Annotated in this window: 13 protein-coding genes; 5 read left to right on the top strand and 8 right to left on the bottom strand. The window is 33.7% G+C overall.

Translation table 11 applies throughout. The features are described 5' to 3' along the window. Positions 1-3 precede the first annotated feature (3 nt). Genes aroC through BN1075_RS01110 form a run of 4 tightly spaced genes read right to left on the bottom strand, consistent with a single transcriptional unit; the run spans position 4 to position 3,813 of the window. Positions 4-1,083, bottom strand: coding sequence for a chorismate synthase (gene aroC, locus BN1075_RS01125; RefSeq protein WP_040191181.1), 1,080 nt, complete (start codon positions 1,081-1,083; stop codon positions 4-6). Beyond that, positions 1,055-2,347 carry a 3-phosphoshikimate 1-carboxyvinyltransferase gene (aroA, locus tag BN1075_RS01120; protein WP_040191180.1) on the bottom strand — a complete coding sequence of 431 codons (1,293 nt, stop codon included), beginning with the start codon at positions 2,345-2,347 and terminating at the stop codon, positions 1,055-1,057. The genes aroC and aroA overlap by 29 nt, the downstream gene beginning before the upstream one ends. 21 nt (positions 2,348-2,368) lie before the next feature. Then, positions 2,369-3,430, bottom strand: coding sequence for a 3-dehydroquinate synthase (aroB, locus tag BN1075_RS01115; protein WP_040191179.1), 1,062 nt, complete (start codon positions 3,428-3,430; stop codon positions 2,369-2,371). 32 nt (positions 3,431-3,462) lie between these two features. Next, on the bottom strand, positions 3,463-3,813 hold the full coding sequence (locus tag BN1075_RS01110) for an arsenate reductase family protein (protein ID WP_040191178.1): 351 nt from the start codon (positions 3,811-3,813) through the stop codon (positions 3,463-3,465). A gap of 218 nt (positions 3,814-4,031) precedes the next feature. Between BN1075_RS01110 and BN1075_RS01105 the strand changes: the two genes are divergently transcribed. The 5 genes from BN1075_RS01105 to BN1075_RS22470 all read left to right on the top strand — a co-directional run bounded on the left by BN1075_RS01105 (position 4,032) and on the right by BN1075_RS22470 (position 7,447). Next, a complete protein-coding gene (locus BN1075_RS01105) occupies positions 4,032-4,580 on the top strand; it encodes a GNAT family N-acetyltransferase (RefSeq protein ID WP_040191177.1) in 549 nt (182 codons plus the stop codon). 146 nt (positions 4,581-4,726) lie between these two features. Beyond that, positions 4,727-5,212, top strand: a complete 486-nt coding sequence (locus BN1075_RS01100) for an RNA polymerase sigma factor (protein ID WP_040191176.1) — start codon at positions 4,727-4,729, stop codon at positions 5,210-5,212. Positions 5,213-5,214: 2 nt separating this feature from the next. Continuing rightward, positions 5,215-6,396 carry an anti sigma factor C-terminal domain-containing protein gene (locus BN1075_RS01095; protein WP_040191175.1) on the top strand — a complete coding sequence of 394 codons (1,182 nt, stop codon included), beginning with the start codon at positions 5,215-5,217 and terminating at the stop codon, positions 6,394-6,396. 203 nt (positions 6,397-6,599) lie between these two features. Further along, a complete protein-coding gene (locus tag BN1075_RS01090) occupies positions 6,600-7,037 on the top strand; it encodes a LytTR family DNA-binding domain-containing protein (RefSeq protein ID WP_040191173.1) in 438 nt (145 codons plus the stop codon). Positions 7,038-7,048: 11 nt separating this feature from the next. Continuing rightward, positions 7,049-7,447: a DUF3021 family protein gene (locus BN1075_RS22470; RefSeq protein WP_040191172.1), complete on the top strand. Its 399-nt coding sequence runs from the start codon at positions 7,049-7,051 to the stop codon at positions 7,445-7,447. 35 nt (positions 7,448-7,482) lie between these two features. Here BN1075_RS22470 and nifJ read toward each other — a convergent pair whose 3' ends face one another. The 4 genes from nifJ to BN1075_RS01065 all read right to left on the bottom strand — a co-directional run bounded on the left by nifJ (position 7,483) and on the right by BN1075_RS01065 (position 14,534). Next, complete coding sequence (nifJ, locus tag BN1075_RS01080) at positions 7,483-11,001, bottom strand: pyruvate:ferredoxin (flavodoxin) oxidoreductase (protein ID WP_040191341.1); 3,519 nt, start codon at positions 10,999-11,001, stop codon at positions 7,483-7,485. A gap of 166 nt (positions 11,002-11,167) precedes the next feature. Beyond that, positions 11,168-12,577, bottom strand: coding sequence for a vWA domain-containing protein (locus BN1075_RS01075; protein ID WP_040191170.1), 1,410 nt, complete (start codon positions 12,575-12,577; stop codon positions 11,168-11,170). A gap of 8 nt (positions 12,578-12,585) precedes the next feature. Beyond that, positions 12,586-13,719 (bottom strand): ATP-binding protein, encoded by a 1,134-nt coding sequence (locus BN1075_RS01070; protein ID WP_040191169.1) that lies wholly within the window; start codon positions 13,717-13,719, stop codon positions 12,586-12,588. An 11-nt stretch (positions 13,720-13,730) separates the two neighbouring features. Then, positions 13,731-14,534 (bottom strand): hypothetical protein, encoded by an 804-nt coding sequence (locus BN1075_RS01065; protein ID WP_040191168.1) that lies wholly within the window; start codon positions 14,532-14,534, stop codon positions 13,731-13,733. Positions 14,535-14,566: the final 32 nt, after the last annotated feature.

Below are 14,566 nucleotides of genomic sequence, written 5' to 3'. Positions count from 1 at the left end.
CCGTTATCCTTGAAGTAATATATCAAGAATAGCGACAGCTGCTGCACATTCAACCACTGGCACTGCCCTATGAACAATACATGGATCATGTCTTCCCTTTATTTCAAGGACATCATTTTCTTCATTATTTACATTAACAGTATTCTGTTTTAGAGCAATTGATGGAGTAGGCTTTATTGCAACTGAAAAAACAACTGGCATACCTGTAGTAATTCCACCTAGCACCCCCCCGTTGTTATTACTATAGGTTTTAATTTTTCCATCTTCAATGTAATAGCCATCATTTGCCTTACTTCCTCTTAATTCTGTTATTCCAAAACCTTCTCCGAATTCAACGCCCTTTACCGCTGGAATAGAAAACATCATATGAGCTAAAACACTTTCAACTGAATAGAACATGGGGTTACCTACCCCCGCTGGAAGATTAATGATTGCAGTCTCTATTATTCCCCCGACAGAATCTCCTTCTTCTCTAGCACTTAGAATCTCCTGCTGCATCTTTTCAGCAACAGCTTTATCAAGAACCGGAAAACTTTCTTGTCTTAGTTCTTCAATTACTTCCCTGGAAATATTAACTCCATCAAACTTCGCATCTATAACTTTTCCTATAGCTCTTATGTGGGCTCCAACAAATATATTCTTTTCTTTTAAAATCTCTTTACAGACTGCCCCTGCAAAAACAAACATTGCTGTTAATCTGCCTGAAAAATGACCTCCGCCTCTATAATCATTAAAACCTTTATATTTTACCATAGCTGGATAGTCAGCATGACTTGGTCTCATTTTTGATTTCAGCTCTGAATAATCCTTAGAATTTGTATTCGTATTTTCTATAATTGCAGTAAGCGGTGCTCCAGTGGTTTTACCTTCAAAAATTCCACTTAAAACTCTTGGAACATCTTTTTCTACTCTTGTTGTTGAAAACTTATTCCTGCCTGGTGACCTTCTTTTCATTTCTTCATAAACCCAGTCAAAATCAATAGTATGCCCTGCTGGCAGCCCATCTATTACAACTCCAATAGCTTCTCCATGAGATTCTCCAAAAACTGATATCTTAACCTTCGTTCCTAATATTGAACTCACTCATATTCCCCCCAAGTTTTTTATAATCTTCAAAGAAATTTGGATAGGATTTTTCAATAGCCATAGGATCATTAATCACAACATCTCCACTCGCTCTTGTTGCTGCTATGGCTAAGGCCATGACCATTCTATGGTCATTGTGGGAATCAACTTCTCCCCCCTTAAACCCTTCTATTCCTTCTATAATTAATCCATCTTTAAGTTCAGTTATCTTACCACCAATTTTATTAAACTCTGAAGCTGTTGCGAAAAGTCTGTCTGATTCTTTAATTCTTACTCTCTTGCCATTAAGTATCCTTGTTCTTCCCTCCGCAATACTAGCTGCAACCCCTAAAATAGGAACTAAATCTGGACACTCCGAAACATCAATATCAATCCCCTTTAGCTTCGATGGAATTGCTTTAATAAACTCAGCTGTCTCTTCAAACTGACATCCCATTCTCTTAAGAATATCTATAATTACCTTATCCCCTTGAAGAGAATCCTTTCTCAAAGCTTCACATTTAATATCACTTCCAATTGCCCCTGCAACTAAATAAAAGGCTCCTTGAGAATAATCACCCTCGATTCTGAACTCTCCAGGCATATAGCTTTGATTACCTTTAACTTTAAATACTTTATAAGCTTCATTTTCAATTTCAACTCCAAAGCTTTTTAAAACATCTAAGGTTAAATCTATATAGCCTTTAGACTCAAGATTTGTTGTAACCTGAATCTTTGAATTACCATTTAAAAGAGGAAGTGCAAATAAAAGGCCTGTTATAAATTGTGAACTTATATCTCCCCTTAAGCTATAGATTCCACTCTTAAGGCAACCATTAATCTTTAAAGGAAGTCTACCTTCCTCTGTGTAGTATTCTATTCCTTTTTCCTCAAAAATCTCATAATATGAAGTCAGTGGCCTTGAAACAAGTTTTCCTTTGCCATGAAAAACATATTCTCCATTCTTAATTAAAGCAATAGGTATAAGAAACCTCAAAGTTGAACCTGACTCATTACATTGAAACTGAAGCTGTCCACTAGTGTTAAGAAAAATATCACTTCCATCAATGATTAGTTCATCCTTGTTTATCTCAATTTTTGCTCCCAGCTTTTTCATTATTTCAATAGTTGCAATTATGTCCTTTGAAAACTGAATATTAGTAACCTTAGATACGCCTTTACTTAAGGCAGCTGAAATTATTCCTCTATGCCCAAGGCTCTTTGATGGAGGAATTGTTACATTACCACTTAGCTTTCTAGGCTTAATTATTATTTTTTCCATTGTTATTTCTCCTAAATGTAACTAAATAAACTTCTCTATGTCTTTCCCTGATACTTTATGAATAAAAGCTTCTCCTATGTCCCTTAGTAATATAAGATTCATGCCCTTACCAATATTCTTCTTATCCATTGCTAAAGCTTCCAATAAGTCTTCCTTTTTTATCCCTTGAACTTCATAAGGAAGCTGAAACTTATTAAGGAGCAGCTTTATCTCTTTAGCTGTCCCAGCTGCTGTTAAGCCTTTATTTTCACTATTTAATGTAATACAATACATTCCAACAGAAACTGCCTCACCATGACTTAAGCCTTCATAGTTTTGAAGCTTTTCAATACCATGGCCGATAGTGTGACCAAAGTTTAATATCATTCGTTCTCCTGTATCCCTTTCATCAGCTTCAACTACATGTTTTTTAATACAGCAGCATCTATAAATAATATCCTCTATTTTCTCTAGAAGCTCTTCGTAGCCCTGAACTTTTTTTAACTCATCAAATAACTCTCTATCCTTTATTAAAGCATATTTTATAACTTCACCTAATCCATCATTTAAGAACCTTTTCTCTAAGGTTCCTAAAACTTCTGGGTCTATGTATACTGCCTTTGGATGATAAAAGCTACCAACTAAATTCTTTCCCCTTGGAAGATCAATTGCCACTTTACCACCAATGGATGAATCAATTTGAGCCAAAAGTGAGGTTGGAATTTGGATATAAGGTATTCCCCTTAGCATAGTTGACGCACAGAATCCCGTTAAATCTCCTATTACTCCACCACCTAAAGCTATAATAAGATTCCCCCTATTTATTCCAAAATCCAAAAGAGGATCATATAACTCTAGCAATTGCTCCATAGATTTAGTTTTTTCACCTGGCTTTAAAACCATTTTTAAAGTATTGAACCCCTGGCTTCTTAAAGATTTTTCAACTACTTCTCCATAAAATCTGTCTACATTTTCATCCGTAACAATGGCAACTTTATCTCCCTTATAAACCTTTTCCACTTCATAACCTATATTATTTATGAGCCCCTTGCTTATTAAAAGCTCATAACTGTTGTTAGGAAGTTTAACTTCTATTTTTTTCACTTTTTTCACTCCTAAATTTTCTTCAATATAGGTTATATCTCTTTATATTGTTCTTCCTTAAATCCAACTAATACTTTATCATCTTTAACAAGAATAGGTCTTTTTACTAACATTCCATTTGTTGCAAGAAGCTCTACGCACTCTTCCCTTGTCATATCCTTCAGCTTATCCTTAAGATTCATTTCTTTATATAGCTTTCCTGATGTGTTAAAGAACTTCTTAAGTTCTAATCCACTCTTATCTATCCACTGATTAAGTTCTTCAACAGTTGGGTTGTTTTCAACAATATGTCTATCTTCAAACTCTACTCCATTTTCCTTTAAAAACTTCTTTGCCTTTATGCATGTTGTGCACTTTGGATACTCTACAAATAATACGCTCATTTTTATTCCTCCTAAAATTACTTTATATCTAATATTATAAGATATTTAATATCAATTATTCTAGTGCTCAACAACCTTTAGTTTTTTATATTTACTTTTTATGTAATTTATTGTATTGTTAAGGAAACTCCTTTTCACATGCGATCAAAGGAGTAAGTTCGCATTAACTAAATCAAAGATTTAGATGCTCACTTAAGAATTATATTGGGGGTGTTATTATGAAAATACTTGAAACAAATCGTTTAATTTTAAGACCATTTGAGCCCACAGACTTAGATGATTTATATGAATATGCAAAAAGTGAAAATGTAGGTCCAAACGCAGGATGGCCACCACACGAAAACAAGGATGAAACCTTAAAAATACTTAACTCATTTATAGAAGGTAACAACGTTAAAGCTATAGTTTACAAGGAAAATAATAAGGTTATTGGCTCTATAGGTGTTCACAAAGATCATAAAAGAGAAATTGAAAGCTGTAAAATGATTGGTTATGTTTTATCTGAGGATTATTGGGGAAAAGGCATAATGGCTGAAGGCGTTAAGGCTGTAATAAAACACCTTTTTGAAGAAGAAAACCTTGAAGTTGTATCCTGCTATCATTATCCTTTTAACACTAAATCTAAAAGAGTTATTGAAAAATGTGGCTTTGTGTATGAAGGAACTATTAGATGCTCCAGCGAAATATATAATGGAAACATCTATGATGATGTATGCTATTCAATAACTAAAAATGATTACTTCACAAATCTAAAAAATAAAATTTGATAAAACACATTTTATGTTTATCCGAAGGTGTAAGTTAGTATATACCGAATCTTATATCTTGATAATCACTTAAGCAGGAAATTTCCTGCTTTTTCTTTGTAACATTTTAAGGTTCTCATCGTTTATGTAGTGAAAGGGGGAGTGAGATGAAGAAAAAAGCCTTAGAAATAGTCTATGAAAAGTATTCACATGAGGTATATTTATATGCTTTTTCCTTATGTAAGGACCATTATTTAGCCCAAGACTTAGTAAGTGATACCTTCTTTAAAGCCTTATTATCCATAAAAGATGATAATGTAGACATTAAATACTGGCTTTTTAGAGTATGCAAAAACCTATGGCTTGATAATCTAAAGTATAGAAAACACTTCTCAAATAGTCCCCTAGATACTTTTCAGTTTCCTATAGAGGATAACACCCTTTCAAAGCTAATCATTGATGAAAATAAAAGAAAATTATATGCTGCAATCTTATCCTTACCCCCATCAAGTACGGAAGTAGTAATACTATTTTATTTTTGTAGCATGTCATTAAAGAATATTGCTGAAAATCTTAATATGAATCCTGGCGCTGCCCGAACACTCTTATTCCGTGCCAGACAAAAGCTCAAAACTTTATTGGAGGAGGAATAAACATGACCTTTCGTGAATTATTAGAAAAATATAAAGAAGGAACCTTAACAGAAGAAGAAAAAAGATTAGTTGAAAGTGAATTAGAAAAAAATGAAGCTATAAATAATTATCTAGCTGAAAATCTAGATCTAACCTCTAGTTTCAATTCTACTGAAGAAATTCAATCAGATATAACAACAAGTAAAGTAAGAAAAACCGTAAATCATAAACTATTAAAGGTAGTTGCTTTATCTGTAATTATCGTATTTGCAATACTATTTTCAGTTAAATATATTGTTTCTCCATTGATTTCTAGCCAGTACTATAACCCTACAAAATATAGTTTATCTAAGTATGACCAAAACTTTATTTTTGACTTACGTGCACTAAACGAAGTTGTTAATCCTGGATATGGTATTTCTTATGCATCTGCTGAAAATAATGGTTTCGGTAACTATACATTAACTTTTGAATCAAATAATCTTTTTACACAAGAAAAAACACCTCTCAGCTCTGAATTGAAAAAAAATGAACCTTACGGAATGTATGACTACTTAAATACTAGTAGAACTATACGCTACAACACGCTTTGGTCTGACTCTAAAACAAGTGAATCCTATAAAAAAATGCTTGAATACAAAAAAGAAGACACTAAAAACCTAATTGATTATTTAATGCAACTTCCTAATACTAATTATATTTCAGCCTATATGTTATTTGATAAGGAACTAACCCTTGATGAACTTCATGAATTAATCTTTAAATATGAGAATTTAAGATTTAACTGGACCGCTGTACGTGTTTCTGATGAAAAAATAGAACTTCCTATTGGTTTTCGTATAGAACCACAGGGTGATGCTGAAAGTTCAGATACCTCTTATTATAAAGAATATCCAACACTACAGCTTAGTGGTTATTTTTTAACTAGTGATCCCGACAGTTCAAATGGTCTTGTTCCTGGCTACAGAAAACACTTTAAAAGCTTACTGAAATATTTATCTGATCATGATGATGCAGTAAAAGCTCTCTCTCATTTTGATTTAGACTTTGACAAATATCTTGAGTATGTTGAAACTAACGGTATTAACGTATATGGGGTTCTTGTTTTTGGTACACCTGATGATATTGTATCCCTATATGAAAATGAAAATATCTTGACTATTGATATTGATAATGTGCTTCCATCGATATACTCTACTAAGTAAAATAATTAGCATTTATTTGACCACTTTTTATAGTGGTCTTTTTTATTTTTGGCATCTCAGCTCCCTTCTCAGGCATCATAGGAAAACTCCATTGCTAAGCTTCCTAATTTTCAATATACTGTAAATAAAGACATATATGTTTTAAAGATTTTCAACAACAATTTTAAATTCTACCGGTATTAATATGTATTTGGAGTGATGATATGAAGTTAACTATTGAGCAATCCCTTGAAAATAATGAGATTGAAATTACAATAAAATGCGGTGTAATGGATGACCGTTTAAGAAAGCTTATCGAAAGTATAAGACAATACTCCTTTTCTCTTCAATGTAAAAATGATTCTGAAGTATACTCAATCCCCTTAGAAGAAATATACTACATTGAAACTATTGATAAAAAAACCTTCGTTTACTGTAAAAGTGAAGTTTACGAAACTAATAGTCCTCTAAGTGACCTTGAGGAAAAATTCAGCACTTCTAACTTTATCCGTGTAAACAAAAGCTGTGTTCTGAATTTAAATTATCTTTCTAAGGTTAATCCTCTTTGGAATCATAGGCTAGAGGCAATCCTAAAGAATAATGAAAAAATAGTTATAACGAGACATTATATCCCTGATTTCAAAAACAAAATTGGATTATAGGAGTTGATTTTATGAAAAAACTGTTTAATTATATCCCCTCTATTTGTATGTGCTTTACACTTGGAACCTTAGTTAGTGCAATCAACAATTTATTTTCTGGTTACACTGCAATGGGCAATAAAGGCATTTTAGAATTCTTTGTAATGATTTTAGTAATTCATATAGTTATATGTGTTATTTCATATATAAATTTTAAAACCTACAAGCAAGCATATGTATGCTCTTTTCTTGCTACTTATATTTGCTTTTTACTTTTAAGTTTTACTTTTAACTTATTTACTTTCACCTTAAATAACGTATTAACATTTTCTATAATTTTTCTTGTTATATTTTATATAGTAGATTTATACTATAAACGAGAAGCTCAAATCGAAGCAGATAAAATAAATAATAAACTCTCCAAGTTATAAAACAAGCCGCTGTAGTCTCCTACAGCGGCCATTTTTTATTCTTGCTGAGCTAATTTTTTATAACCTTCATATCTCTCTTTAGCATCCTGCTCAACTTTAGCAAACAATTCTTCTGCTACTTCTGGGAAGGTCTTCGCTAAGGATGAGTATCTAACTTCACCTAATAAGAAATCTCTGAAGTTGCCTTTTGGCTCTTTAGAGTCAAGAGTGAACGGATTTCCATTCTTAACTGTTGGATTGTATCTGTATAATGACCAGTATCCGCATTCAACAGCCCTCTTCTCTTCCTCTTGACTTACTGCCATACCTGCTCTGATACCATGACTGATACATGGAGCATAAGCAATTATTAAGGATGGTCCATCATAAGCTTCTGCTTCTGCTATTGCTTTGATTGTTTGGTTCTTATCTGCTCCCATTGCAATTTGGGCTACATATACGTAACCATAAGTCTTAGCCATTAATCCTAAATCTTTTTTCTTAGTTCTCTTTCCTGAGGCTGCAAATTTAGCAACAGCTGCAGTTGGAGTTGATTTAGAGGACTGGCCTCCTGTATTAGAGTAAATCTCTGTATCGAATACCATAATATTTACATCTTCACCTGATGCAAGAACGTGATCTAAACCGCCATATCCAATGTCGTATGCCCATCCGTCTCCACCAAATATCCATTGGGATCTCTTAACAAAGAATTCTTCATCTGCCATCATGGCTTTAGCAATCTCACAGCTTTCACCTTTTAATGCTGCTCTTAATTTTTCTGCTCTTTCTCTTGTTCCTTGACTTTCATTCATATGTTCTAGCCATTCAGCTATAGCTGCTTTTGCACCTGCTGAAACATCAGAATGCTCTAAAGCTGCTTTGGCATTTTCTGCAATTCTGTTCCTGATGGTTTTTACCGCAATAAACATACCATAGCCATATTCAGCATTATCCTCAAATAATGAATTCGCCCATGCTGGACCATTCCCCTCTTGATTTGGACAATATGCGGTTGAAGGACCACCTGCCGCCCAGATTGAAGAACATCCTGTGGCATTGGCAATCATCATCCTATCTCCAAACAACTGAGTTACAAGCTTAGCATATGGTGTTTCTCCACATCCTGCACAAGCTCCTGAGAACTCAAGAAGAGGCTGCTCAAACTGACTTCCTTTTACAGTGTTTTTATTCATTGGATTTGGCTTATTTTTAACCTTTTCAACTGAATAATTCCAAACTTCAATTTGATCATGCTGACTATCCTGTGGCTCCATTACTAAGGCTTTCTGTTTAGCTGGACAAACTTCTGCACAGTTTCCACATCCAGTACAATCAAGTGGAGAAACTCCAATTTGGAAGTACATTTTATTTTCTGTTTTCAAGCCTTTTGCATCTAAAAGTTTCATAGCTTTTGGTGCATTTTCTTTTTCCTTATCATCTAACAAGAAGGATCTAATAGTTGCGTGTGGACATACATATGAACATTGGTTACATTGAATACAGTTTTCTGGTATCCACTCTGGTACATTAACTGCAATACCCCTCTTTTCAAAGGCTGTAGTACCATGCATAAAAGTACCATCCTCTGCACCCTCATTAACAAAGGTTGAAACTGGTATTGCGTCTCCTTCCATTCTATTCATAGGTTCTACAATATTCTTAATAAAGCTAGGATAATTACTCTTAATATCAAGCTTATCATCCTGAGCATCTTTCCATTGACTTGAAACACTTACCTTAACAATTGATTCTATTCCTCTATCAATTGCTGCATGGTTCATATTTACTACCTTTTCACCTTTTTTACCATAGGAAGTTACAACAGCTTCTTTTAGATATTTAACTGCATCTTCAATTGGTATAATATCGGCTATCTTAAAGAAGGCTGACTGCATTATCATATTTATTCTTCCGCCTAGACCAATATCTTGTGCTATTTTAACTGCATTTATAGTATAGAAATCTATATTATTTTCGGCAATATATCTCTTTAAATCAGCTGGTAATCTTTCCTCTAATTCCTCTTCTGACCATTGGGTATTTAAAAGAAATTTTCCGCCCTTTTTAAGTCCCTGTAGTAAGTTATAACTGTAAACATAAGATTGGTTATGACAGGCAACGAAATCGGCTCTATCAATTGTATAGTGAGACTTAATCGGCTTATTACCAAATCTTAAGTGAGAAACGGTTATACCGCCTGATTTCTTAGAATCGTAAGAGAAATATCCCTGTGCATACATATCTGTATGGTCACCAATAATTTTAATAGCACTCTTATTTGCTCCAACGGTACCGTCTGAACCAAGGCCCCAGAATTTACATGCTGTTGTTCCAGCTGGAGCTACATCTATATCTTCTCTAGGAGCTAAGGATGTATTAGTTACATCATCAATAATTCCTATAGTGAATCTATCTTTAGGCTGACCTGAGCTTAAATTATCATATACCGCAGCTATATGGGCAGGAGTTGGGTCTTTTGAGCCTAATCCAAATCTTCCTCCAACTACAAGTGGTGCATTTTCTTTATTAAATAAAGCTCTAACTACATCTAAATAAAGAGGTTCACCAATTGCTCCTGGCTCTTTTGTCCTATCTAAAACAGCTATTTTCTTAACTGAATCTGGTATAGCTTTTAATAATCTTTCTATAGAGAACGGTCTGTATAATCTAACCTTAACTAATCCAACCTTTTCTCCATGAGCGTTTAAATAATCTACTGTTTCTTCAACTACTTCTGCAACTGAACCCATACAGATTATGATTCTGTCTGCATCTGGTGCTCCATAATAATCAAAACAGTGATATTCTCTTCCTGTAAGTTTAGTTATTTCACCCATGTAGCTTTCAACTACTGTAGGAATATCTTCATAATATCTATTTAAAGCTTCACACATTTGGAAGTATACATCTGGATTTTGTGCAGTACCTCTTGTTACTGGATGATCTGGATTTAAAGCAGCTTTTCTAAACTCAGTTAAAGCTTCATAATCAACTAATTTTGCAAGTTCTTCCTGCTCTATAACCTCAACTTTTTGAATTTCATGAGATACTCTAAAACCATCAAAGAAGCATAGGAATGGCATTCTAGCTTTTATTGCTGTTAAATGCCCAACTGCTGAAAGGTCCATAACCTCTTGTACTGAACCTTCTGCAAGCATTGCAAAGCCTGTTTGTCTTGTTGCCATAACGTCTTGATGGTCACCAAATATACTTAAGGATGAAGTTGTTAATGCTCTAGCAGATACGTGCATTACCGCTGGCAATCTTTCTCCAACCATCTTATACATGTTAGGAATCATTAATAATAACCCTTGAGAGGCAGTGTAAGTTGTTGATAGTGCACCTGCCTGTAATGAACCATGTAATGCGCCTGCGGCACCTGCTTCTGACTGCATTTCTACAACCTTAACAGGCTGACCAAAAATGTTTTTTCTTCCCTTTGCAGCCCATTCATCAACAAGTTCTGCCATAGGTGTTGATGGAGTAATTGGGAAAATGGCAGCTACTTCAGTAAACGCATAGGATACATGAGCCGCAGCTGTATTTCCATCCATTGTTTTCATTTTTCGCATCATTTGTTACCTTCTTTCTTACGCAGATTTATATTCATATGTTTTATTACATATTAATTCTTATACCCTTTATCATGTTCTAAAAGTATTCATATTATGTATTCCTTAAAACAAAACAAGCATTTCTTCCTAAGAAATGCTTGTTTGTAATTAATCATATTTATTTCTATAAAGTTGGTTCTTGGTGATTCATTGACCAGCCATCTACTCTAGTCTCATAGGTATCTACTGAAAACTCTTTAATCTCAACCCTTTTCAGTTTTTTTACTGCTCCAAAAGGCTGTTTAAGGGATAGCTTATCTCCTCTTCCTGAAATAACCCAAAGAGTCTTATAACCTTTCGGCATTACTTCAAGCTTTTCTTCCCCTTTACCGTCAGTAAAGTAAACTAAAAGGTTTGCTTTATGCTTATTTACATATTCAAAAACTGGTGAAAACTTAGTTCCTCCACCAGGTACAGCCCTATCCATAACCCCTTTAACAGATTTAGTTTTATAGACTCTTTTAATAGATGTATCACATTCAATAATCGTAATTTCATGGTTATAATTTTTAACTATATCCAAAACTTCACGTATAGCCTGTTTAAACTCTTCATCACTTATACTTCCGCTGATATCAATAGCAACCATAATTTCAGCCTTATGGCCTCTAAGCTCTCCTCTTAAATCAAGTCTTTCAGGTTGTCTTCGGCTTCTTCTTGTAATAGTCTTCTTTTTATTACTTTCTAAGGTCCCCATAAGCTTCTTTAAATATATATTCCACGGAATTTCTCCTGAGGTGCTTTTTAACGCCTTAATTAAACTTTGAACATGTAAGGGGATTTCTCCTTTATCTGATAAGGATACAAATTTCTCTGTAAATTCTCTAAGAGTTTTATCATCTATTTCATCTGATTCATCCCAAAGATCATGAGTTTTTTCTGGATTAAACTCCTCTTCTACATCCTCATTCTCCCTACTATCATCCTCTTCTCCTTCTTCACTTTCTTCCATAAGATCCAGCTCATTTTGGATATTATCAACATAGTACTCCAGGGTGTTATAGTGCTCCAGATTTAAGTTATACTTTAAGTTTACAAACTCTAAAGTTGTAGCATATGGTGGTACAAAATCTATATATTGATTTACTACTATATCCATTGCAAGGTTTATTGCTAATGTACTATACTTATCCTTTAAATCTTTAGCTCTAAGAAGATGCATTGCAAGAATATGATGAATTTCATGCTTTATGGTTCCCTGCATCTGCTCCATAGTAAGCTGTAAAAATATTATTGGATTAAAGTAAATAACATACTTTGCACCCTTAAAATTCACCCCTGTTGGAGTTGTAATATCAAATCTTATTTCTCGCTTCATTTGAAATAAAAAATACCCATAGAAATTATCCTTATCCTCAATCAAAGAGAAGTTAACTCTATCCACCAGCTTGTAAAAAGCTTCTTCAAAATCCTTAGGTAAATTTACTTCAAATTCAAATCCATCTCTCTTAGCTTTGAACATTTCACCACCATTAACAATTTCGGTGATTTTCTCATAAAGCTCTATTCTATTTCTATCAAAACTACTTATCATAATGATACCTATCCTCTTATAGAACTATAAACACTAAAATAAGCTTCTACAAAAGCCTCATTATCTAATGCTACTTTGTATACTTCATCATAGTTTTCCTTCATATCCTTCATAACACCAACCATTAAATCCACTGGATACACTTTCAATACTTCAATTAATCTATCTACATACGCCTTCTTTTTATCATCCTCAACCTTAGGAATCTCCTTGTCTAACCCTCTTAAGATATTAGCAGCAGTTAAATATAATCTAGTGTGAGTTTCCTCCTTTAGTCTTATAATAATCTCTTCAGAAAGCTCATCACCTTGAAATACTTCATGAAAACTTACTAAACTATTATGATCCGCCTCAACGAAACTCATGAACTCCTCAGCAATTACCTTTCCTAAATTTCCTTTTAGAACATTTAAAAATACTTTTCTCGGAATAGCTCCTTCACTTTCTCTGTACACTTTAAAACTCTTTGAAACTCTCTCATAACTTCTAGGAGTAGCTCTTATATCATCTTCTTTTATACTGTGAAGATGCTCTGGAAATGTTGATATAAATTCTATAACCTTATCTTCTACTTCGGCTTTTAAGGCCCACTCAATCCATGCAGAAGGGTCGCTTTCCATGTTAAGCCATACAAATCTATTCTCCTGTGCAGCATCCATATCCACAACCTGATAATCAAAATCTGAACCGTATTTACTTGAAGGGTTCATTGCAGCAAGGATCTTAACATCTTCATGAAGCTTATACCCATTAATTTCTCTATTTAATATAAGGTTCATAAGCTCCTGCTGAACACTATGGTCACATCTATTAATTTCATCTATAAACAAAAGTACCCTTTCCCCTTTTAATATCTTTTCATCAATCTCTCTAAGCTTTGTGTGAGCAGCATAAATTGTTGTTTTCTTTCTCACAATGCCACCTTCACTGTCACCAGCTTCGTAATCTTCAACTGTAGGAAGACCACCAATTTCACCCTCCTTTAATAGATTCCCATCTATTACCACAAGGCTCCAGTTGTTTCTTCTGCCAAGCTCTCTTGCTAAAGCAGTTTTTCCGATTCCACTTTCTCCAATAATAAGTGGCACTTCATTTGTTGCAATTACAAGTTCTGCACTAGATAATGTATCTTTAAAATTCACTTTTCTTCCCCCTACCTTATCCTTAGTTTTTCATCTACAGCTATCTTTTTTGCTTTATGGCTTCCGTATTTATAGATGAACATTACTTTATCCATTGAGAAATTCTCGTTACTTTCACTTATGCTGCTGCATCTCATAAAATCTCTTACATATTTCTCTTCAACTTCCTCACTTGAAACAGCCGCTCTTATAACTTCTTCAATCTTTTCCTTTGAAATTTCTTTCCCTACGTACTTTATAACAAGCACATTATTCTTTAAAAGCCTTAATTTCTTCTCTTCATCCAGGCCTTGAATAAATTTTATTGCAGCTTCATTTATCCTTACAGCTTTCATTTCTGCTTCTAAAGTTGGTGCATTTATATATCTTAAGGCATCATAACTTTTCTCAATAGCAGCCACTTGAACTGCTTCACTTGGATTCTTTATATGCTTTATTGCATCATAATCCTTATTAACAGCTGATATTTGAAGTTCCTCACTAGGATTTACAGCATATTGGATTGCCCATCCTTTTTGTTTTATACCTAATAAAATCAACTCTTCCGATGGATTCTTTATATACTTTAAGTTAGTCCATCCTTTTTCAACCGCAAGTCTCTTCATCTCTTCTGTTGGCTCTTCAATGTATTCAATAGCATTAGCATTATTATTTAAAGCAGCCAGTTTCATTTCTTCAGTAGCATCTTTTATATACTGAATAACCATTCCATTACGTTCGATTGCTACCCTCTTCATCTCATCAGTTGGATTTTTTACAGTCTTTATAATAATGGGATTTCTCTTTATAATTTCAATTGTTCTGTCATTATTCATAAACTACACCTCAGTATCGATTATTTATAATA

Origin of the sequence: Clostridium culturomicium (assembly GCF_000821305.1) — a bacterium.
In the GTDB taxonomy this organism is placed as follows: domain Bacteria; phylum Bacillota; class Clostridia; order Clostridiales; family Clostridiaceae; genus Clostridium_J; species Clostridium_J culturomicium.
Note: the sequence above shows the minus strand (reverse complement) of the source record. Positions and strands in the feature narration are given on the sequence as shown.

Bases quoted from the DNA above. Each gene is read 5' to 3' on its own strand.
- aroA (WP_040191180.1), bottom strand. From the start codon at position 2,347: ATGGAAAAAATAATAATTAAGCCTAGAAAGCTAAGTGGTAATGTAACA.
- BN1075_RS01095 (WP_040191175.1), top strand. From the start codon at position 5,215: ATGACCTTTCGTGAATTATTAGAAAAATATAAAGAAGGAACCTTAACA.
- BN1075_RS01065 (WP_040191168.1), bottom strand. From the start codon at position 14,534: ATGAATAATGACAGAACAATTGAAATTATAAAGAGAAATCCCATTATT.
- nifJ (WP_040191341.1), bottom strand. From the start codon at position 11,001: ATGCGAAAAATGAAAACAATGGATGGAAATACAGCTGCGGCTCATGTA.
- BN1075_RS01110 (WP_040191178.1), bottom strand. From the start codon at position 3,813: ATGAGCGTATTATTTGTAGAGTATCCAAAGTGCACAACATGCATAAAG.
- BN1075_RS01090 (WP_040191173.1), top strand. From the start codon at position 6,600: ATGAAGTTAACTATTGAGCAATCCCTTGAAAATAATGAGATTGAAATT.
- BN1075_RS01105 (WP_040191177.1), top strand. From the start codon at position 4,032: ATGAAAATACTTGAAACAAATCGTTTAATTTTAAGACCATTTGAGCCC.
- BN1075_RS01100 (WP_040191176.1), top strand. From the start codon at position 4,727: ATGAAGAAAAAAGCCTTAGAAATAGTCTATGAAAAGTATTCACATGAG.
- BN1075_RS01075 (WP_040191170.1), bottom strand. From the start codon at position 12,577: ATGATAAGTAGTTTTGATAGAAATAGAATAGAGCTTTATGAGAAAATC.
- BN1075_RS22470 (WP_040191172.1), top strand. From the start codon at position 7,049: ATGAAAAAACTGTTTAATTATATCCCCTCTATTTGTATGTGCTTTACA.